Source organism: Aquimarina sp. Aq107 (assembly GCF_943733665.1).
Lineage (GTDB): Bacteria > Bacteroidota > Bacteroidia > Flavobacteriales > Flavobacteriaceae > Aquimarina.
In genome coordinates this window covers 4,351,450-4,376,817 of the sequence record NZ_OX030782.1, presented here as the reverse complement: position 1 = coordinate 4,376,817, position 25,368 = coordinate 4,351,450, and the positions used below count along the sequence as shown (strand labels likewise).

The 25,368-nt window shown below is 33.2% G+C and carries 7 protein-coding genes; all 7 read left to right on the top strand.

Features of this window, described 5'->3' with window-relative positions:
* Positions 1–1,173 precede the first annotated feature (1,173 nt).
* On the top strand, positions 1,174–4,518 hold the full coding sequence (locus NMK29_RS18885; protein ID WP_159092196.1) for a cellulase family glycosylhydrolase: 3,345 nt from the start codon (positions 1,174–1,176) through the stop codon (positions 4,516–4,518).
* Positions 4,519–4,597: 79 nt separating this feature from the next.
* Entirely contained in the window at positions 4,598–6,460 is a 1,863-nt protein-coding gene (locus tag NMK29_RS18880) for a polysaccharide lyase (protein WP_159092195.1), read from the top strand.
* A gap of 41 nt (positions 6,461–6,501) precedes the next feature.
* Positions 6,502–8,748, top strand: coding sequence for a polysaccharide lyase (locus tag NMK29_RS18875; RefSeq protein WP_108803188.1), 2,247 nt, complete (start codon positions 6,502–6,504; stop codon positions 8,746–8,748).
* A 211-nt stretch (positions 8,749–8,959) separates the two neighbouring features.
* Positions 8,960–11,671 (top strand): Ig-like domain-containing protein, encoded by a 2,712-nt coding sequence (locus tag NMK29_RS18870; RefSeq protein WP_254097255.1) that lies wholly within the window; start codon positions 8,960–8,962, stop codon positions 11,669–11,671.
* A gap of 174 nt (positions 11,672–11,845) precedes the next feature.
* A complete protein-coding gene (locus NMK29_RS18865; RefSeq protein ID WP_254097253.1) occupies positions 11,846–14,221 on the top strand; it encodes an Ig-like domain-containing protein in 2,376 nt (791 codons plus the stop codon).
* Between the two features lie 726 nt (positions 14,222–14,947).
* A complete protein-coding gene (locus NMK29_RS18860) occupies positions 14,948–19,543 on the top strand; it encodes a carbohydrate-binding protein (protein WP_108802453.1) in 4,596 nt (1,531 codons plus the stop codon).
* 1,120 nt (positions 19,544–20,663) lie between these two features.
* Positions 20,664–25,328 carry a G8 domain-containing protein gene (locus NMK29_RS18855; protein ID WP_108802454.1) on the top strand — a complete coding sequence of 1,555 codons (4,665 nt, stop codon included), beginning with the start codon at positions 20,664–20,666 and terminating at the stop codon, positions 25,326–25,328.
* The last annotated feature ends 40 nt before the right edge of the window (positions 25,329–25,368 follow it).

The window sequence follows — 25,368 nt, the reverse complement described above, 5'->3', positions numbered from 1 at the left end:
AGAACTTTTTCTACGGGAACCTATAACTTAATAAGTACAATTGTATCCAACATGATTTTATTTTATATAAAAAATGACGATGGTTTATTAAACTACTATACGTGGGATGAGTTTAATTTTTAACTCGATTTATGCATTGGTACTTCGTAATGAAGCGGTAGTATTTACAATTGATTTTCTAATGCATAAAACGGGTTTAAGATCAGTTTTGTCTGTATTAAATTATATAGGATAGTTTTAAGTAGTTGCGATATTTTATTGAATTAATAGTAATGAATTGCTATGTTGTATAAGTAAGGATCATACGGTAACAACATTTTTTATATTGAATTTTTAAAAGTCAAATACTTGATAATCAATTAATTGTATTTATTTACCCCCAAAAGCGTATTATTAAAATCGTATTTAATACTAATATTATCCTGCAATAATTTTAAAACCTATTATGATGCACACACACTTTATTAATGAATAGTTTTTAATGAATTTATTTAATTAAATCGTGTTAATATATCTAGTATAGTTTTTCCAGAAGAACTAGAATAAGTATAAAACATTGTTTTTTTAATGTAATAGAATAATTAAAGATTATGGTAATTAGTATTCATTTTACTGATAGAAATTCCAGAGATATGAAATACTAAAAACAATTAAAAAGAGTTAATAAAAATTGTCTAGATTAAATCTTAGGCAGCTTATAAACAAAAGTATGATTTACTCCTTTATAAAATAGAAATTTAAATAAAGGTATTTGATTTTCATATTAATAAATTGATTTAAGTAAAAGGTTAATGAACCAAGACCAATTACGAAAATATCAATAATTAAAATCAAATAAAATTGCAAGTAAGTTCGATATCTAAATTCTATCTCCCACCCTTCCGGAATTTGGACATATCATTTTAAATAATGGATCGTACCAGAAGTATTTCTGGCTCGTTAGTAATGACTATATCATTGTAGTTCAATCTATGTGTATATGCTTATTTCAGTGATTATGTACTGATAAAATAAGTGATTTAGTATACGTGTTTTAGGGTATATCGTCATTGAATAGGGCTATTAATTTCTTTAGGTAAAGTAAAATGATGTATAGGAAACCTATATAAATAACGCTGTAGGCCTATACTTTCAGATCACATATAATAATATAACACACAAACAAGCGTAATTATGAAAATGTATTACACACACAAGAAACATTTTTCAGCTAACCGTTTTTTATGGTTGGCACTACTATTATTTATTTCGATAGGAGCAGCAGCTCAAACTATTGTACAAAAACATGGAAGATTAAGAGTACAAGGAAATCAAATTGTTGATAAAAACAATACCCCAATAAGCTTAGCTGGAAACAGCCTGTTCTGGAGTAACGCAACAGATACATCAGATTTTTACGATTCAGAAACAGTTAAACATCTTGCTAGTGATTGGAACAGTTCTATCGTTAGAGCTGCAATGGGAGTGAAAGAATCCTGGGATGGAGGTACAGGCTATATTGATAGTCCTAATTTTCAAAAAAATAAAGTTCGAACTATTGTAGATGCCGCAATTGATGAAGGTATTTATGTCATTATTGATTGGCATACTCATGAAGCAGAACAATATACATCTGAGGCTGCAGATTTCTTTAAAGAAATGGCATCAATTTATGGAAATCAACCTAATGTGATTTATGAAGTTTATAACGAACCGATCAACCAATCTTGGTCACAGGTAAAAAACTATGCGGAGACAGTTATAGATGCTATTAGATCAGAAGATCCTGATAACTTAATTATTGTTGGATCTCCTACTTGGTCTCAGGATGTAGATGTAGCTTCAAATAATCCAATAAACGATTCGAATACTGCGTACACTTTACATTTTTATTCAGGAACACACACGCAATTTTTAAGAAATAAGGCTCAAACTGCCCTTAATAATGGAGTAGCTTTGTTTGTAACAGAATGGGGAGCAGTAAATGCCAATGGAGACGGTAATGCAGATGTACAGGAGACAGAAAGATGGATGGATTTTTTTAGAGAGAATAACATTAGCCACGTAAACTGGGCAGTTAGTGATAAATCAGAAGGATCATCTATTGTTAATTCGGGACAAGGAATTAATGGTCTAAAGAATAATCAACTTACAGATACAGGAGTTTTTATTAAAGATATTATTGAAAACTGGTCAGAAGATGATGGAGGAGATCCTGATGGACCAAGCGGAACAATTAATTGTAATACCGTAGACTGTATCATAAATGCTATGAAAAATGCTCAACCAGGAGATGAAATTGTAGTAGCATCAGGAACATATACTGCCACAGATAAATTCAATTTTGGTAATAAAGCCACAAGGTTTGGATCAGATAAAAACGGTACTGCGTCACAACCAATTACTATAAGAGCTCAAAACCCTTCAAACCCACCAATTCTTAAAGGAACTAATGGAGATTATGATGGGTATGTAATGTTTATTTTGGGTGATTATTGGATACTTAAGGATTTAATTCTTGAAGAAGGGTCTAAAGGACTTGTTCTTGATAATGCTAATAATGGTGTTATTGAAAATGTTGTAGTACGTGAATTGGGAGAAGAAGGAATTCACCTTAGAGATGGATCTAGTAATAATTTAGTTAAAAATTGTAGAGTATATAATGTAGGAATTAAAAAACCAGGTATAGGTGAAGGATTATACGTAGGATCTGATAAAGGACAACACGAAAATTCTGGAGAAATTGGTGATATTTTTGATAATAAATATAATCCTAGCTGCGATAATAATACAATAGAAGGTTGTATTGTTGGACCTAATGTAACAGCAGAAGGTGTTGATGTAAAAGAAGGAACTAAAAACACAATTATTCGTAATTGTACTTTCTCCGCTCAAGGAATATCTGGAGAAAATAGTGCTGATGCTTTTATTGATCTTAAAGGTGCTTATGGTTTTGTATATAATAATACGTTTAACGTAGATGGTTCTACAATAATTAATGCAGGAGTAGATTTTTTAGATAGAGGAACTGGATTTAATACAGGATATAGAAATGCTATTTTTGATAATACGTTTAATTTAGGTAGTAGAGCTAACGAAATTCAGACAGCAAGAAAAAAACAAGGAGACCCTTCAGAAATTCACGTATGGAATAATACGCGTAATCCAAACTCTCCAGATTTCCCTATAAGTGATGGAACTACGAATTTCGTTACACAATCTTGCCCAAGTTGGAATATTATTCCTTGTGGCGGAGGTGGAGAAAATCAAACTCCAAGTGTAAGTATTACATCTCCGAGTAATGGACAATCATATCAAGAAGGAGATAATATAACGATAACAGCTAATGCATCGGATTCAGATGGAAACATAACAAAAGTTGAATTTTATAATGGTTCTGTAAAATTGGGAGAAGATTCATCATCTCCATACCAATATAATATCAATAATTCACAAGCAGGTAGTTATAATTTAACTGCAAAAGCAACGGATAATGATGGAGCAACAACAACTTCTGGCAACGTAAATATTACAGTATCTATTGATAATGGAGGAGATAATACGCCTCCTGCAATTTCTTTCGAAACACCTTCTGGTAATTTAACAGTCGATGAAGGATATAGTAGCCTTTATATCAAAGTAAATGCTTCCGATAGTGATGGAACTATAGATAATGTAAAACTTTATATCAATGGTAATTTTATAAGACAAGAAAGATTCGATCCATATGAATGGGGGCATAGCACATCACCTAACCCAGCAGAAACAACTGGTTTAGCAGCTGGGAATCATACATTTCGAGCTACAGCTACGGATAATGAAGGAGCTATTTCCGAGACCACCTTTACATTAACAGTAACAGGTGAAGATACTGGTGGAGGCAATGATTGTTCATTTGGAACTCCCTCTAGTGGTGCTTTACCAGCATTTGATGGAGTATCTTTTACAGAAGTATATGTGTTAGGAAGCGGAGGACCATCCTTAAGCAATTTCAGAAAATTTAGTATTAATTGGAATCCGCAGTATAATGGATTATATCAATTTGCAATGAATACTAATAACGGTGTGCCGAATTATTATGTAGATCTTAGACCTTTTAGTAACACTAACTTTAATACTAGTAATCCTGAAGTAACGATAAGTAACTCTGGTTTTAGTGGATTAGATGGTTCTTATTGGGTAGCAAAAGATGGAGCTAATTTTGTTATGGTATCTAAAAGCGGAAACTTCTCAATTTATTTCAGTAACTCTGATACAGCTCCTAACTGTGATGATGATAAATCACCAGTCGATGAAGATAAATTAACCAATATTAAATTGTTTCCAAACCCTGTTAGTGATAATATACTTAATGTTACAGGGATAGTTCAGGAAAAATCTACTTTAGAAGTAGCTGATATGCAAGGTAAGATTGTACTTCAAGAGTATATTGAGAATACAGAAGTAGGTTTAGATGTTTCTAAGCTAAAATCAGGTATGTATGTTCTTATTATTAAAGGATTAAAATTCAGAAAATCCATTCTATTTACTAAACAGTAATAGTATTAGCCAATAATCATCATCAGATAGCTTAATCAGTTACCTGATGATGATTCTAATGATTCAAAACGCATACATCATGAATTATAAATACGTAAAAAATAGTTTTACATTTATTTTATTGAGCCTTTCTTCATTCTTATTTGCTCAAGAAAACTATGTATATCAATATGATTTTGATCATTTGTCTTCTGGGCAATATAATAGAGATCAGATAAAAGAAGCACTAAATGTTTCCTTTTGTAAAGGAGCAGATGAAGGTAGAGTACATATTTCTGATTTCGAAAATCGAGGAAAAGTACTAGATGTTAAGTATCCAAAAGGACAGGTTAAAACTGGAGAAAGTGGTATGCATACTAAAGTACCATTTGATGTAGAAGGAGAGTATGATGAATTATATATTAGTTATTGGATATACTTTCCAGAAGACTTTGAATTTCGAGCGGGTGGTAAATTACCTGGGTTGGCATATCAGACTTCAGAAAGGAATATGTCTTTACGTTTAATGTGGAGATACGATGGACTGGTTGAGTTCTATGTGCATTATAATACAGAACCTACTTGGGATGGATGGCATGCATCTATTAATTGGAGTCTAACAGATCCTTATGAAGAACCAAATGGAGAACCTCAGCCAGATCAAGTAAAATTTAAAAAAGGACAATGGAATCATGTAGAAATGTATAATAAGCTAAATACTCCTGGACAGAATGATGGAATAATGAGAGGTTGGTTAAATGGAGAGCTTGCGATAGATATTACAGATAATGGCGATTATAGACAAGTAGGAGAAGAAGATATTCATCTTAATATTATATATCTATCCACTTTTTTTGGGGGTAGTGATGAAACTTTCCAGCCTACCAAAGATCTAGAAGCATATTTCGATGATTTTATTGTTTCTACCACTAGAATTGGAGATGATGACGACAATGATGGAGACGGAGATAATGGAGGTGATACAAATCAATCACCAGTTGTAACATTCGCAACGCCTTCTGATGATACTACAGTAGATGAAGGATATAGTCTCGATGTTAAAGTTAACGCTTCTGACACCGATGGGAGTATTAGTAATGTAAAACTTTATATAGATGATAACCTTATAAGACAAGAAAGTGTTGCTCCTTATGAATGGGGTCATGCTTCATCGCCAAATCCAGATGAAGTAAATAATTTGCCTGTTGGTTCACATGTTTTTAAAGCGGTTGCAATAGATAATGATGGGGCAACTTCAGAAACTGTATTTACCCTTACTGTACAAAATGAAGATACAGATAATAGTGATAATTGTTCTTTTAATACTCCTGTAAATAATAGTATCTCCAGTATTGAAAAGACATCTTTTTCCGAAGCATACGTTTTAGGAAATAATGGACCTGCACTAGACAATTTTAGAAAGCTTACTATTAATTGGAATGCCACGAATAATGGTTTATATCAATTTGCTATCAATACTAATAACGGAATTCCTAGTTATTACATAGATCTAAAAAATAAAGTAACTCATACGTTAGGGCAATCGAGTCCTGAAATAATAATTAATGATTCTGGAATTTCTGGATTAGATGGTTCTTATTGGGTTGCTAGAGATCAAGATAATTTTGTAATGGTTTCTAAAACAAAAGGATTTACTCTTTATTTTAGTAATACGAATCAATCTCCTTCTTGTGAGAACAAATCTCAACCTGATTTAGAAGAAACAACGCTCTTTTCCTATTACCCAAATCCAGCCAGCAGTTCAGTTTTACTTCGTGGTGTTGACCCATCAGTTAGTGAAATAGTGATTTACAATATGAATAGTCAGAAAGTTAAATCTATTAATCTTGGTAAAGAAGATATGATTTCTATTGATGTAACATCATTAACCAAAGGCCTTTACTTTATCGAACTTAAATCTTTTAAAAGTGACTCTAAAAGATATAAACTAATCAAAAATTAATTACAAACTTAACTTATTAACTAATTAGAAATTTTATAATCATGAAAGAAAAGATTGTTTATAAACGGTATATAAATAAGAATGTTTTTACGCTATCATTTTTGATAGTGATCGCACTTCTTTTTAATAATCAAGACACTTTTGCTCAATGTAATACTATAATCGATGTTGATTTCAATAATTGGAACAACAGACGATACTCTATTGCAGATATCAAAAGTGATTTTAATAATAAAGTCAAACCTTGGACTGCATCTACATATAGAGGAGTAGAAGGTCCTGGTGCTGCAAGTAATTTGATAGAAAATACTCCGCAAGAAACAAGGATTGTTAATGGAACTTTACGAGCGCAGTATTTAAAAAATGATGCCTCAGGTAGATCAGGTGGTTTTCTCTTTGATCCTTATTTTGATGCCGTAGATGAAGCGTATTTAGAATATAAGGTAAAATTTGATGATAATTTTTTCTGGGCTACTGGTGGAAAATTGCCAGGATTGGGAGGTTCTACCAGCGGGATTAATAGTGAAAGTACTGGTCGTGGAACTATTCCATCTGGATGTAAATACAATACAAATGGATGGTCTGCACGTTTGATGTGGAGAAGAAATAGGGCGCAAACCAATGCACCTTATCTTATTCTTTACAGTTACTTTGCCGAAAAACAAGATGGGAGTGCTAGAAAAGATGGAGATTGTGGAGATGGGAAAAGAATTTTTTCTAATCTGAAAGATGATAAATGGTATACAATCCGTCAATATATTAAGATGAATACACCTGGTCAAAGAAACGGTACTGTTATTATGTGGATTGATGGTGTAGAAACATATCGTGACAATAATGCCAAAATTCGAAACTCAGGAAAAAGTAGCTTAAAAATCAACGCTTTAATTATGAATACGTATCGAGGAGGAAGTAGAACAGATCCTGTTTGGCATTCTCCGAGAACAGAATATACATTTTTTGATGATTTTAAAGTTTGGACAGGATGTTCTGATTCAGATAACGGGCCAAACAAACCACCAACTGTAGCTTTAACAAATCCATCTGAGGATAATCAAGAATTTACTTTAGGCGAAACGATTACTTTAAGAGCGAATGCATCAGATCCTGATGGAGATGTTGATCGAGTTAATTTTAAAGTTAATGGTGGATATTATGATCAAGATCAAACGTCTCCTTATACTGTAACTTGGACACCGACTTCAGCAGGTACATACACTATAGGAGCGAGAGCTTTTGAAGAAGGACAAGAAGGGCTTTCTACAGAAGTTTCAAGAACGGTAATTGTTAAGTCCCCAACTAGTAATCAAGCTCCAAATGTTTCATTTGCTTCACCATCTGGTAATATTACTGTAGACGAGGGATATGATCTTACAGTTGTTGCCAATGCTTCTGATTCTGATGGAAGTGTTTCTAATGTAAAATTATATATCAATAATAGTCTTATTCGTCAGGAAAATGTAGCACCTTATGAGTGGGGTCATGATGGTTCTCCAAACCCACAAGAGGTAAATAGAAGATCTGCTGGGACTTATACGATTAAAGCTGTAGCTACTGATAATGATGGTAAACAAAGTGAAGCCACTTTTACTTTAACTGTAGAAGGAGATGATGATAATGGAGGCGATGGAGATGGTAATAATAGTTGTTCATTTGGTACACCTATCAATAGCGGTCTTAGTGCTATGGATAAGATATCGTATTCTAATGTTCATATTTTAGGAAGTGATGGTCCCAAACTTAGTAATTTCCGAAAGTTTACTATTAATTGGGTTCCTTCTAATAATGGATTATATCAGTTTGCCATCAATACAAATAATGGATCACCAGATTGGTATGTAGATTTTAAAACTACAATGACTTTTCAGTTGAAGAATTCTAATCCAGAAGTTACTTTGAACAATACCGGATTTGAAGGTCTAGATGGGTCTTATTGGGTAACACAAGAAGCAAATAGTTTTGTAATGGTTTCTAAGACCAAGGACTTTGCTATATATTTCAGTAATTCATCATCTGTTCCAGATTGTAATCGATCTTCAGGTATTGATAATATTGAAGAGAAGATGATTGTCTATCCTAATCCTGTCAAGGATAATATTATCTACATTGGTGGTTTGTCTACAAAGACTAAGGTCTTACAGATTGTTGATCTCCAAGGACGAATAATCAAAGAATTAAATTCTACAAACACTTCAGAAACCATGGATGTTTCAGAACTTCCTTCTGGTCCATATTTACTGATTAGTAGAAGTAAGAACGCTAAACAATCCTTTTTATTCATTAAATAAGGAATAGGTATAACCCCACCAAACTAGTCAAGTATACATAGATTGATAATTAGATTATCAATCTATGTATACTATATCAAAATGTAGAACAGTAGGTTACCGATATAGCACAATGTTTTTTTACATCATTTTTTTAGCTATCAAAATAAGGTGGCTTAGTAGACTAGTTTCTATTATTAAAATTTAACCTCAAAATATTCTGAAAATAATTATGAATTATTTTATAAGTTCAAATAGATTTAAAACAGTCTTTGCCTATTTAATATGTTTTTTATTCGGTAATTATTATAGTATAGCACAAGTTCAATTAGAAGAAGAAACAAAGATTACCGATATAGGTTTATTTTTCGATGGGAAAAAAGTAGATCGAAATGCTCCAAATAATGGGTCGGGATATGATTATTTTTTTGGAAATAGGATATCAGCCCATGGAGATTGTATTAAGAAGTATAAACAATTTGTTTTTATGACTTGGTATAAAGGAGGTAAATATAATAGACGTGTGATGCTTTCTAGATATAATACTAATACAGGTGTTATTAAAACTATTGAGTTTCCTCATACGCATACAGGATTAAACGGTAAATGGTGGATAGGAGAATCTCATAACACAATAGCGGTTGGTATTAGTCCTAAGAATGGAACCATCCATATGCTTTATGATATGCACGCTTATAAGAATACAGGATTTTCCAAAAATGATTACTTTCGATATGCATACTCTAAAAAGAATGCCGCTACTGTTTCAGATTCAGATTTTAAACTGAACTTGTTTATTCCAGATGGGACTAATGACTATACTCATGTAAGTCTAAATGGAACTCCTGATCCTGAACAGTTTGAAAGTCTTACGTACCCTAAGTTTTTCCTAAATGATGGTGGAGACTTATTCATGTATATGAGAAGAGGAGGTCATAATAATGGCGCATACGTATTTAGTAAATACAATGCAGGTACTTCAAAATGGGATGAACTTACCCAATTTAATAAATTAAATGCTAAAAATAATGGTCAACAATTTAATTGGGGACTATATGGGAGCATGAAATACGTAAATGGTAAACTTAGAGTAGGGTTTCAAAGAAGGAGTGCAAACAATAACGATAAATACTTGTATCAGAATGGTTTCTATTATGGTTATTCTAACGACCAAAGTGGTAAAAGTAATTGGAAGAATCATCTAGGAGGAGCAATTAATATCCCATTTGCTAACGCTGATTTATTGAAAGTTTATGAACCTGGAAATTTGGTTTCTGCAACTGGTAAAGATGAAGTTTTTATGGTACAAGGTTTTGATTGGACCGTTACAGATAGGGGAGATGTTCATATTATTGGTAAAGTTAGAGACACTAAAAATAACGTAACCAAAAATGTACATACATATAAGCCAGCAGGTAGTTCAAGTTTTATTACTTCAACAAATTTTTCGGGAGGTGACCAATTATATACATATGATAATAATATTTACATCATTGGTACTAATAATGATCGCGTTTACGTAGAGAAGGCGGATGGAGGTAAAAATAATTTTACCAGAATATATGCTCCAACAAATGGGAAGAAGTTCAGATTCGGTGTTCCTTATATCAATGATGGAAAATTGTACTACTACTTGATGGAAAAAAAATCAGGAGATAAGCAGCCATTGTACTTACAGATTATTGATTTAGGAATTAAGAACGAAGAAAATAAACCACCGACAGTTTCCTTAACGAATCCTGCACAAGATAATCAAGAGTTTATTCTAGGAGAAACTGTTGCGCTAGGAGCAAATGCCTCGGATCCAGATGGAAATTTAGATTATGTCAATTTTAAAGTGAATAGTTCCTTTTTTAGACAAGATCAGGATAGACCTTTTAATGTTACCTGGACACCAACAGCAGCAGGGACATATACCATTGGAGCTAAGGCTTTTGATAAAGAAGGACTTTCTATAGAAGTATCTAGAACAGTAATAGTAAAAGAAGAAATAAGCAATCAATTACCAACAGTTTCTTTAACGAACCCTTCTCAGAATAATCAAGAGTTTATTTTGGGAGAAACTGTTGCGTTAGGAGCAAATGCCTCTGATCCAGACGGGAACTTAAATTATGTCAATTTTAAAGTAAATGGTTCTTTTTTCAAACAAGATCGAGATAGGCCTTTTAGTGTTACTTGGACTCCCACAGTTGCTGGAACCTACACAATAGGAGCCAGAGCTTTTGATACAGAAGGACTTTCTGAAGAAGTATCAAGAACTGTAATAGTAAAAAGTAGCAACTCTGACGGAGGAAGCAATAGTTGTTCATTTGGTACACCTATCAATAGCGGTCTTAGTGCTATGGATAAGATATTGTATTCTAATGTTCATATTTTAGGAAGTGATGGTCCTAAGCTTAGTAATTTCCGAAAGTTTACTATTAATTGGGTTCCTTCTAATAATGGATTATATCAGTTTGCAATCAATACAAATAATGGATCACCAGACTGGTATGTAGATTTTAAAACTACAATGATTTTTCAGTTGAAGAATTCTAATCCAGAAGTTACTTTGAACAATACCGGATTTGAAGGTCTAGATGGGTCTTATTGGGTAACACAAGAAGCAAATAGTTTTGTAATGGTTTCTAAGACCAAGGACTTTGCTATATATTTCAGTAATTCATCATCTGTTCCAGATTGTAATCGATCTTCAGGTATTGATAATATTGAAGAGAAGATGATTGTCTACCCTAATCCTGTCAAGGATAATGTTATCTACATTGGTGGTTTGTCTACAAAGACTAAGGTCTTACAGATTGTTGATCTCCAAGGACGAATAATCGAAGAATTAAATTCTACAAACACTTCAGAAACCATGGATGTTTCAGAACTTCCTTCTGGTCCATATTTACTGATTAGTAGAAGTAAGAACGCTAAACAATCCTTTTTATTCATTAAATAAGGAATAGATATCACTCATTAATTGACATTTATTATAATCAAAAAGTAAAATAGAAACGATATTAAAGTAACAAAGTAATTTACGTTTTTCACATTATAATAAGTAATCAAATTTAAAATTTTAGGCTTATTTAAGGCCAGCAATTTTCAGCTAAACTATATGAGAATTACATTCATGAAAACTTTACAATTAAAACTTATTTTAACAATCTTATTTGCGCTGATATTTAAACAAATAAATGCACAAGAATTATATCAACAAAATGGATCAGATAGATCTTGGAGTTATATTATTGATAACGGATTAATTCCAATTGGTGTTAATTCTATAGCTGGTCTTACGGGTTCAACTATAAATGTAAATAATAACTTAGTTGAAGGGGGGGTATATGCAGGTCGAGATATTGAACAAGACATTGATATTCATAGTCCTGGTAATAGCGAAATACAACGTAGTGATTTCCACAAGTGGACACGTTGGTATCAAGAAGATGGTAATACACAAATATTCCGATTATTTATAGACGAATACAATGTAAGAAACGACCGTCCTGGTGCTCCTAGAATAGAAGCGGAATCTGACTTTGAATATAATTATGACCAAGATGTATGGTATGAATGGTCAGGTAGGTATACCATTATTAAAGCACAAGATGTAAACATTTTTCAAATTTTTGCTGATCCTGAAGGAGATAGAGGCAGTACAGGTGTTATGATGCTCGGACTACGTGAAAATGGAAATATGTATTGGAATAAAAGATCTGAAGACGGAACTCCAACTCGTACTTTTGCAGAAAATATGGAAGGTAAAAGTATCGATGTTATGGTTAGAGATGATGGTCATGATTATGAAGTATGGATTAATGGAGAGCTTTTCGAAACAAATGAAACAATGAGACGTGTTTCGAATAGTCACTTTAGATGGGGTATGTATAATCACCATGGACCAATGGAAGATGATGCGATGATTTTTGTAAGTCATGTGCAAATAAGAACAATACGAAAAGATCAGGTAGATGATGAAAATAAACCACCTGTTGTTTCTATTACCAATCCTATTTTAGATAGTTATGAACAGGGAGAAGATATTCCAGTCACTATCAATGCAAACGACCCTGATGGAACTATTGTAAAGCACGATGTATTTGTAAATGATAACTTATTAGATACAGATGGCAGTCATTATAGTGCTCCTATAATTCAGAATGTACAGCCAGGAAATTATAAGGTTAAGATAGTAGTAACTGATAATGATGGGGCTACGGCTACAGCAACTAAGAGTTTTACCGTAAGTACAAACATGAATAAACCACCTACTGTTTCTATTACCAATCCTATTTTAGGTAGTTATGAACAGGGAGAAGATATTCCAGTCACTATCAATGCAAACGACCCTGATGGAACTATTGTAAAGCACGATGTATTTGTAAATGATAACTTATTAGATACAGATGGTAGTCATTATAGTGCTCCTATAATCCAGAATGTACAGCCAGGAAATTATAAGATTGAGGTAATAGTAACTGATAATGATGGAGCTACAGCTGTGGCAACTAAGAGTTTTACCGTAAGTAAAAGTAACAATCAAGCACCAAATGTTTCTTTTGGATCACCATCAGGCAATATTACCGTACAGGAAGGATATGATCTTACTGTAGTGGTTAATGCTAACGATCCGGATGGCAGCATATCTAACGTAAAATTATATATCAATAATAGTTTAGTACGTCGGGAAAATGTAACTCCTTACGAATGGGGTCACGATAATTCTCCAAATCCAAATGAAGTAAATGGGCGTTCTGCAGGAGTATATACGGTAAAAGCTGTAGCTACTGATAACGATGGAAAAACAGGACAAGCTACTTTTACCTTAACCATAGAAGGAAATGATGATGGCGGAGACAGCGGTTGTTCATTTGACACACCAGCTAATAGCGGTCTTACGGCAATGGATAAAGTTACCTATGCCAATGCACACGTTATTGGTGACAATGGACCAAAAATTGGCAACTTCCGGAAGTTTACTATTAATTGGGTTCCTTCTAATAATGGATTATATCAGTTTGCAATCAATACAAATAATGGTTCACCAGACTGGTATGTAGACTTTAAAACTACAATGACTTTTCAGTTGAAGAATTCTAATCCAGAAGTTACTTTGAACAATACTGGATTTGAAGGTCTAGACGGATCTTATTGGGTAACACAAGAAGCAAATAGTTTTGTAATGGTTTCTAAGACCAAGGACTTCGCTATATATTTCAGTAATTCATCATCTGTTCCAGATTGTAATAGGTCTAATCCAGTAATTGATGTTTCGCAGATTAAAACTTTTCCTAACCCTTTGTCGGATTCTTTTTTAACCATTTCAGGAATGTCATCAGAATTAAAAACTCTTCAGATAATTAGTGTTGAAGGGAAAGTAGTAAAAGAGTTTATGACTGAAAAAGAAATAGAAACTGTGGATGTTTCAGAATTACCATCTGGTTCCTATTTCTTATCTATTAAATCGATAGGATTTAAAGAATCTTTATTGTTTGTAAAAAAATAAGATTGGTAATAGCTAACTAGGATATTTTTTGAGATCAAAATATCCTAGTTTTATTAGTTCTAACTATATGAAAATCATTTTGTATTATCTTTTTAAAGATCATATTTAGAATTGAAACTTGATATTTTTCGACACGAGTATAGTAGGAAATAATAATCTATAATAAAAACCTTAATAATATCTATAAAGTATCTATAAAAATTTAACGTAAATAAATGTTTATCAGTTGTTTAAATCAATTTTCATTCATGTTTAAAACTTGAATTTTTCTTCGAAATTCAATACTATTGTATGATAATATTTAATAAGAAAATCCAGATACTCTTGTTAAATTTTTTATATCATAGTTAAGAAGCATTGAACAAATAATATTGGGAATTTTAATTTATAATTTTAAAAATTTATTTATGATAATAATCATTCCAAAAACAACTGTTCTAAATATCAAGTAATAACTAGCATTTGACTCTTAAAATATTTCTTCCCTTAGATCTTTAATATTTTAATTCGGTTACTAATATGTATATCCAGTATAGTGATTTATTTCATTAAATGGATTCGACCTTATTAATAAAATTAATGATAAAATTGCGATTTCGAATACATTAAATAGGTGCTTAGAAAAGATCTAAGACACCATAATAAGCTTAGTATTTATAGATCAATTATTGTCTCTATAGGTGCTCTATAATATAACACAAACTCATAACTAAAACCTAACAAATTATGAATACAACTAAAAGTTACCTCCATAAATGGCGATACCTATTAAAACATAATAGTCTTGTCACATTAATTTTATTGATGTTCCTTATATTTTGTGTGAGTAAAATATTTGCTACTTCTACAGATACACCTGCAAAAATTACCTCATCTTTTGATTGTGTGCCGCCTACCATTAGTTTAGCGACTATTAGACCTGTTCAATCTGGATTATGGACAAGTGCATCTACTTGGCCCAATGGTGTTAAGCCTACATCAAATGATGATATAGTCGTTCCTCCAGGAATTGATTTAAAAATGGTTGGTACCTGTAGAGCAAAGAATATTACTGTGCAAGGAAAACTAAGTGCGGTAAATTATCAATCTGCAGGTGCTTGGATAGATTTAGAAGCGCAAAGCATTATGGTTGCTAATGGCGGATATATGGAAGTAGGAACAGAAAATCAACCTTACTATGCTGACAAAGGCCCTGGCGATATTAGATGCCAAATAACACTTACTGGTAATAAGATTGTTAATGCGGCAGCATCATATAAAGCAATTATGGTAATGGGCGGAGGCCGTTTAGAATTGCATGGAAAGAAAAGAATGAGTTGGACAAATCTAGCAAGTACGTCAAATGTAGGAGCAACGCAAATCACCTTAAAAGATCAGGTAGATTGGGAAGTAGGCGATAAGATCGCATTGACTTCTACAGGGTTGGCTAGTTCGCAATCAAAAGCATGGAACGATGTGGATGAAGCAGAGATCACTGCAATTAGCGGTAATAGAAGAACTCTGACATTAGCATCTCCTCTTAAATTTAAACATATTGGAGGATCTAAGACATATACTAGAGACATAGATGGAAAAACTTGGGATGTAAATATCCAAGCAGAAGTAGGTTTGTTATCACACTATATTAAAATTCAGGGTAAAATGGATGGAAATAATGAGCAAACTGGCTTTGGAGGTCATATTATGCTCATGAAAGGTTCTACTTCTCATTCAGAAAATATAGAGTTATATAAAATGGGACAAAAAGGTGTGTTAGGTCGATATCCTTATCACTGGCACTTAAATGAAGATCAATCAAATGGTAGTTATCTAAGAAATAGCAGTGTGCATAAATCATTTAATAGAGCTGTTACTATACATGGTACAGACTACGTCACTGTCGATGGTGTATTTGCTTACGACCAAATTGGTCACGGTATTTTTTTAGAAGATGGTGGAGAACGATTTAATACCATTAAGAATAATGTGGTATTTGTCACCAGAAGACCAAAACCAGGAGAACAATTGACACCTTCTGATAATGAAGCTAATGAAGCCCAAAATAGAACACCCGCATCTTATTGGATCACTAACCCAAATAATTATTTTGAGAACAATATTGCTGCAGGTACCGAAGGAACAGGGTTTTGGTTTGCTTTTCCAGAAAAGCCTATGTTCGATTCTGGTAATTTACCTTATTTTCAAGGTTTAAACCCAACCACGGAGCCTTTAGGACGATTTGATGGTTTTGTTGCGCATACTTGTATGACTGGCTGGGATGTTTTTGATCAGTTAAACCCTGACCATTCAATAAAAAAGAATTTTGGATGGAAAGTTAATACTAGACAACTGATTAGAGATGGTTTGTTTTATGGAAATGATCAAGCTTTATATAGCGGATTAGGTGTAGGAGGAATAAATGAAAACACAGTTTTTTATAATTGTGCTTTTAGTGACAATAAAACGGTTTCTATGCTTGCGGGTGATCTTACGATAGAGAATAGCCTTTTTAATGTTGATACAGATTTAGGTGTTTTTGAAGGTGTACGAGAATTCTTTAGATTTTATGATGGTCCTGGTAGACATTTTGATTGTCATTTTGAAGGATGGAACCGGTCTAATGCCGAAATGATTAAGCAAATTACAGGTGGTGGAGCAACTGAGAATTTTAACCCTACTTTTAGAGGAACTACGAAAGGATTTTCTGAACCTTTCCCATTTAGATTTTTTCAATTGCCAAATACCACTGATACTCGTACTCGAAAAATAGGACAATTTTTCAAAGATTATGATGGAACGATGTTAGGAAAAAAGGGTACATTGATTAGAGATATTCCATTTCTTAGAGATGGACATGAATATAGACATTCTTCTTGGAGAAATGCAGCACGATCGGATTACTATTTTGCAGGATTATGGATGGCAAGAATCAATGCAAGTGGAGTTCGAATGTCTGTAGTTCGATCTAAGCCAGGTACTGAAGATGTTTGTTTTTATGAATCTGGATCACCTTCATCTGGAACCTATAAATTTCCAATGATTGTTAATGAAGATTTCATGTATACCTATTATTTTGATAAAGCCCCAGCAAATAAAAGTATATTACTTATCTGGAATCGGGGAGATGCTGGAGATTTAGGATTGGCTTGCCTGAAGGGTTTGGGAAAACTAGGCAATTTTAGAGTAAACGGTGCTCCGCTACTAAATTCTAGAGCAGCAGTAGAGAATGCTACAAATAATGGATATTTTATAGCTGGAAACGGAGATGTGTATATCAAATTTAGAGCTGTCGGAGGAGATGATAGAGTAAATGTTACCCTAAATTGGGATAATAATGGAGGTTTTCAACCCACTAATCTTCCTTGTACAACAAATGACCTTGATGGAGTTACTGCTCTAGATAGTGATGGTGATGGAAGACCAGATATTACAGAAATAGATACCTGTGACAATCCGAACAATGCCTCTGATTTAAATTTCGGATTTAGTAATACTAATGAAAATTTTGAACGTTTCAATATTGCCGCTGCTAATACCAGTAGTGATCAACATTGGCTGGTAAGAGCTGATAATTCTAATGATCCCTATATTGTAAGAAGTGGATTTAAATTTAATGGAAATCAGGTTTCCCAATTAAGAATTAGAACAAAATCCGAGGCAACTGGGTCGTATCAACTATTTTGGACTACAATCAATCAGAATAATTTTACAGCTGCTCGATCCGTAACAGTAACACCACAAACTACAAATGTTTTTGAAGAATTGGTTTTTGATATGAGTGGATTCGATACCTGGATGGGACAAACTATTACCAAACTTCGATTGGATTTTCCTGGAAATCCTTCAGGATCTAGTCATTATTGGGTTGATTATATTCATGGACCAAATGCATCCGATGATCCTTGTGATAATTCTCCAGAAATAGTATTTACAAGCCCTATAAATGACGAGTTGGAAGAAGGTGATGATTTAGGTGTAGTAGTCTCTGTTACTAATGGAAGTGTTTCTAATATTAGACTTTATCTAAATGATGTTTTGGTACGACAAGAAGGAGGAGCTCCTTATGAATGGGGGACTGCAAATACTAACCAAGATGATAATGCTTTATTAAATCTTGTAGCTGGAACTTATGAATTAAAGGCTATAGCAGCCACTACCAGTGGTGAAACTGTCACCAAAATCAAAACGATTATTGTAAATGATGCAAATGGAACTGCAATTCCAATACCGGGGAGTTTTGAAGCGGAAGCATTTGTAAATATATCCGGCAGTGTTCGTGCAGAGAACACACCTGGTGGAGGACAAAACCTTGGTTTCATACTAAATAATAATTATACTGAGTATCAGATTGATGTTGAGGGTTCTGGAAACTATGATTTTACAGTGTTTACTTCAAGTAACACTAATGGTGGTACCATTGAGATTTATGTGAATAACTCTTTAAAAGAATCTATACAGATCCCAGGAAATGGTAATTGGCATTCATATCAATCACATACTAGTTCTATTTCACTTTCCGGTGGAAACCAAACATTACGATTGGTATACACTGGTGGAGCTGGGTATTTGTTTAATTTTGATAAAGTTGAAGTTACAAAACCTTCGCTTGTGGAAACAACTACAAGCCTTTCTCCAATTCACGATGCTTACTTAGATAATAGTACAAGGTTTAATAATACTATGGTGAGATTAGAAGGTGGAAGACGTACCGGATATTTAATGTTTGATCTAGCTGGAATTAATGGAGAGATTACTGATGCGATATTAGAATTTGAAGTATTTGGTGATGCAGGAAATGGAGAAGTACTCGTCCAAGAGGCAGCACATAACGGTTGGACAGAGACCAATCTCTCTCTTCAAAATAAACCTGCCACAAAAGCACAGATTGTAGGTTCTAGAACAGGTACATATGCAATAGGTTCTACTATACAAATTCCGGTAGATCTTTCTAAAGTTTTGACTAATGAGAAGCTCAGTCTTATTTTAGAAATGAATGGAGGCAATGATTTTGCTTTTGGATCTAAGGAAAATGGAACTACAGGAGCTCCAAAATTGGTAATTACTTATTTAGAGAATAAAAATCCTGACAACGTTGATGATAACGACCCTATTCTTTATCCAAATCCAGTAAAGAATATCTTACGTGTTTCTGGTGCAGATTTTTCCAAAGTCATTAAAGTATATGATTTATTAGGTGCAGAAAAGATTAGCCAATCTTTGGATGAATCAGAAAACGAGATTGATTTCAGCCAGCTGTCCAAAGGAATTTATATGGTACGAATTATAGATATAGAGAATCGTCGATCAGATTCAATGATATATAAAATTGTAAAAACTGATTAATTAGTAAATATCTCTAATTGGCATAATACACATAAAAAGGTTATCTAAAAAGTAAAGTCTTACTTTTTAGATAACCTTAATTTATAAAATTTCTTTATAAACAATTCTACACTATAATTATACCAAAAAAAACAATATTCCCATTCACCAAATAGACTAACTATTTCTGGAATAGAACCAAATTGTTTTGTAAACAGTTTTGTTTTTATTGTAGGTAATATTATATAATAATTGTATTTCTTTTTTATTTCCGAAATGTCTGAAAGAACAAATCTAAATGAGTTTGTAGAGGTAAATTTTAGTATAAAAAATGTTTCAATACTTGTCTGCTCGATGAGGTAGCATTGTAACACCAAAAATTATTTGTGAATTTTGTAAGATGCATCATTTTTTACTTGTAATTATGCTTAAATTATTTCGAATTATTATCTATCTAAAGCTAGAATTTATAATAAAAATCGTATGAACTAATACTGATATATTATTTAAAAAACAAGAAAAAATTAGTTTTAACTATTTAATTATTAATGCTTTTTCGAAATACACTATATTTTTAATCAATACGGTGCAATAATCACAAAAAAATCACGATGAAAAACTTAAAAAAATCTTTAAAATTTATTTTTAAGCAATTGATAATTAGATAGTTATATTTTTTTCAATAATAAATAAATATAATTACGAAAACTTTTTCGTTAAAATTGTAGTAAGGTTTTAAATGTAGAAGAAACCCCAGATTTTTCTTCAATGATTTATAAACTTATATAGTATTTCTTTAGAGAATAAAATAAATGAGATCTGAACCGCAAGTCTTTTAATTTTAAAAGGATCTTAATTATTTTTATTTAAAGTGAAAGTAATATTAATTGTGTTTTTTTAGCGCTCCTTCCTTCCTTCCTTTCTGGGGCCCTAAACACTTTGTTTTGAATACGAAACATTCTCATTTTCATGCTTCAATTAGTTGTTTGCAATATGATTATGTTGGATGAATCTATCTATAGTTTATTAAAATAAATAACATATAATATACTAATTATGAATCTCATATACATATATGGATAATTAACTAAAACAATATAATTCTTTTAACCACTAAAATTAATTTAACACAAACCAACTTATGAAAAATCGTAAATACATATCGAAAAATAAACGTTTTTATACGTTTGTTATAATGATGTTTTTATCTGTGGGAATTGGCAATATTTTTGCTCATACTCCCAGAAAGAATACCGTTAAAAAAGTAACATCTTCTGTTGACTGTTTACCTCCTTTAAATTTAGCTACTATACAGCCTATACAATCCGGAGCTTGGAATCAAGATAGTACTTGGCCTAATGGAAATCTTCCAACTGCGAACGATGATGTTATAATACCAGCAGGAATTACACTAACCATGGTAGGCCCATGTAATGCTAGAAGTGTAAGGGTAAACGGAACCCTAAGAGCTCATAATCATCAAACCAACGGCACTTGGTTTAACCTAACTACCAAATATATCATGGTGATGGGTGCTAATGCCGAACTAGAGATTGGTACTAAAGATCAACCCTATATTAGTGAAGAAGGTGGTGTAATTACCTTAACAGGAACAAACCGAAATGAATTAATCCCAGGAACCCCTGTTAATTCCAAGGCTATTATGGTAATGGGTGGTGCTACGATGAATTTACACGGTAGCCCAAAAAAATCTTGGGTAAAAATAGGTGCTCAAACAGCTTCTGGTTCTACCTCGATTACCCTAGCAGAAGCTATCGATTGGGAAGTAGGTGATGAAATAGTAATCACTTCTAATAGATTAAACCCAGAAGAAGCAGAAATACGAACCATAACAAATGTTTCGGGGGATGGAAAAACAATTTCTTTTGCACAAGGATTACAGTTTCCTAGAATGGGAGAATTGAAGAGTTATTCAAATGGATCAAGAAGTTGGACTATGGATACCCGTGTAGAAGTTGGATTACTGAGCAGAAATATCACAATACAAGGTGGAAATGATACCACAGACGCCAATAGATATGGAGCCCATGTGATGATTATGAATGGCTCCACTGGAAATGCAGACAACGTAGAATTTTTTAGAATGGGACAAGGAGGAACCCTAGGAAGATATCCTTGGCATTGGCATTTATTAGGAGCTGCGGGCAATGGGCAATACATTTCCAATTGTAGTATTAGAAAAAGTTATAATAGAGCTATTACCGTACACGGTACATGGGGAACTTTGGTAGATAATAATGTAGCCTATGATCATAGAGGGCATGGTATCTTTTTAGAAGACGGCTCAGAAATCGACAATGTGTTTTCAAATAACCTAGTATTATTATCAAAAAAACCATTAGCACAAGATGCTTTATTGGATTCAGATTTTGATTTTTCTGAGCCACAAAATGCTTCTCCGTCTGCTTTTTGGATCACGAATCCGGATAATAATTTCATTAATAATATAGTAGCTGGAACAGAAGGTACAGCCTATTGGTTTGCCTTTCCTGATAGCCCTACAGGTGATTCTGGAAGTATACCCGCTTTGGCTAATTTAAAGCCTAGAGAAACAGAGTTAAAAGAATTTTTAGGGAATAGTGCACATAGTAGTCAATCAGGTTTTGATATTAACGATGCACTTAATCAAAACCATGACTTAAGAAAAAATGTTGGTTTTACAGTAGATAACCCGTTTATAATCAAAGATTTTACTTTGTTTAGTAATAATATTAACATATATGCTGGTATTGGTGGAGGCTTAGAAAATATCATATTTGATAATGCGATGTCTTCAGATGCTAAATTTCATACGATGCTGGCTACTAGAGCAACCCTCCAAAATTCGTTATTTATTTCTGATACGGGTAATGGCATTTTTAATTCTAATGAGCAGAAATCACTTAACCTTTTGTATGATGGTGCACTAAGAATGTTTGATAGTCATTTGGTAGACTGGAATAGAAATGATAGTTCTATATTTGATAATAATGGCGCCGGCACCAAATTTATCAATCACCAATTTAAAGGTATTACCTATAATCACGCGGGCTCTCCAAGAATAAATATTGATCATCAATGGTTACCGCCCAACGACAATACTCATACCTGTCTACAAACCTTTAGTAATGTTATTCAAGATTTGGATGGCTCCCTAACACGCACGGGCGTGCCTAGTTCTTTAGCTAGTGAAATTGATTTTTATATGTTCGATAATTCTTACCAACTTCATAATTGGGATGGCTTGCATAGCGTGCCTAAATCCTTTGCCTTGTTGAGGACAAGCAATGATGTTGCGCTTACTATGACTAGAAAAAAAGTAGGGTGTCCAATTTCAAAAGTTTTCAGTTCTACTGCTTGCGGTGTCGGTCCTAATTCTAATCATCACTTTACACTTGATGATGCTCAGGACCAGTTTGAACATGCCATTTATTATAGTAGCCTTTCTGGAAACAGTATGAATGTAATACTAAATAATGACAGACAGGTTGGAAAAGCTATGACTGTGCGATTTAAAGGTTTTGGAAATTTGAATAATGTAAGAATAGATGGAATAAATGCGAGCAATAGTATTGCTCAAGTTACAAATTCGAATACTACCGCTTATTATGTAGAAAATAATGGTGATTTGTACGTGAAATTTGTATTGGAGAATAAACTTTTGACAACCAATTACATAGTTCGATGGAACTCTGGTAATTTACCTAATTTGAATAAATACAATGAAGAACCGGATCTTATGAATGCCTATGTAACCACCTCTAGCCAATCGGGTTGTATAGCAACAGCTACTGTTCATATAGAAAATAATCCAACTAAGACGCAGGTTCAAGTAAGTTTAGATGGAGGACAAACGTATACACAAACTTTCAATGATAATGTAGGAACAAGAAGCTTTAATAATGTTCCTGTAGGGACTTTAATTTATGCTAGATGGGCTGGACAATCTTGTGGGCAACCGATTGGAATGGTAAAAAATAATCAAGAGAATGCAAGTTGTAATAATGATCTTCCTGATAATACAGCTCCAATAGCAAGTTTTCAGAGCCCAAATGGTGATCAGTTTGATGAAGGAGCTGATTTGGGAGTAGTAGTTAATGCTTCAGATAGTGATGGCGTTATTGCTAATGTTAGATTATATATCAATGACGTTTTGGTACGACAAGAAAATGGAACTCCTTATGAGTGGGGAACTGCAAATGCAGATAATGAAGATCCTTTATTACTCAATTTGTCGGTTGGTAGCTATACCTTAAGAGCTGTAGCAACAGATAATAGTGGTGCAAGCACTACAGTAACGAAAACTATTATCGTTTCAGGACAGAATCAATCCCCAGTAGTAACTTTTACAAGTCCAGTAAATACAACATTTGATATTGGAGAAAATCTTGGTGTAGTGATTGATGCTTCAGATAGTGATGGCGCTATTGCTAATGTTAGATTATATATCAATGATGCTTTGGTACGACAAGAAAATTCAGCACCCTACGAATGGGGGACCGCAAATGCAGGTAATGAAGACCCTTTATTACTTAATTTATCGGTTGGCACCTATATTTTAAGAGCAATAGCTACTGATAATACGGGAATCACAGCAACAGCTACAAAAAACATTACTGTTGTAACTAGTGATCCAGATGAAGTTTGTATAGTATCTGATCTTAAATTTGATTTTAGCGGAACGGACGAAGGGTTTACAAGATATAACATTGCTGCGCATAATACATCGAATCCTGAATACTGGTTATTAAGAGCGGACAATTCTAACGATCCATACATTATCAAAAGTGGGTTAAGTTTTCAAGGTAATCAAGCACCAACATTTCGCATTAGAGCTAAGTCAGAAGCTACGGGTATGTTTCAATTATTTTGGAGTACAACAGATCAACCTAATTTTGCACAAGCACGTTCAGTGATAGTAACTCCAGAAGACACTAATGTGTATGAGGAGCTGATCTTTGACATGAGTGGTTTAAATACTTGGATGGGAAAAACAATTACAGCGATACGTTTGGATTTCCCGCCTGATGTAGCTGCTCCTAAACATACGTTTATTGATTATATCCATGGAATATCAAATGAGCCGTGTGATGATGGTGGCACCCTTACTGAAGGAAATACTGTCGTTCACATACGTAAGCGCAACGCTATCAATTTCGCCCTAGATGGCGGCAATGGTGGAGCTCCTAATAATAACGTGTTTTTATATGCTGCCAATTCAAATAATGTAAACCAGCAATGGATAGAAATTGATCGTGGTAATGGTTATTATTCGTATCAAAAAGTAAATACGGATTTATGTATGGATGGAGGAAATAATGGGGCATTACGTCAAAATATAATCCTATGGAATTGTCAAAATAACAATCAGAATCAGCACTGGAGAAAGGTTAAAATCTCTGGAGATATTTATCGTTTGGAAAAACGAAATTCTAGTGGATTCTCTATTGATGGAGATTTTGGAGGAGCTAATGGAAGGGCTACTTATCTATGGACTAACAGTAATAGTAATCAAAATCAACATTGGATTTTTGAGGTGTTAGAAGAAGATAAAACACCGATAGATAATCAAGAGTTGAGACTCTACCCTAATCCAGTTCAAAACACCTTGTTTATCTCTGGAAATACTGCTGGAAAAGTGGTTACGGTGTATGATATATTAGGAGCTACCAAAATTCGCAAAGAGTTAACAGAAGGAGAAAATATTATTTCTATGGAATCTTTTTCTTCGGGACTTTATATGGTCAAAGTCATAGATTTTGATAATAGTGCAAATTCTAAAGTTTTTAAAGTTGCTAAAAAATAGGCTAATTCTAATCAAATAGTATCTATTTGATTAGAATTAT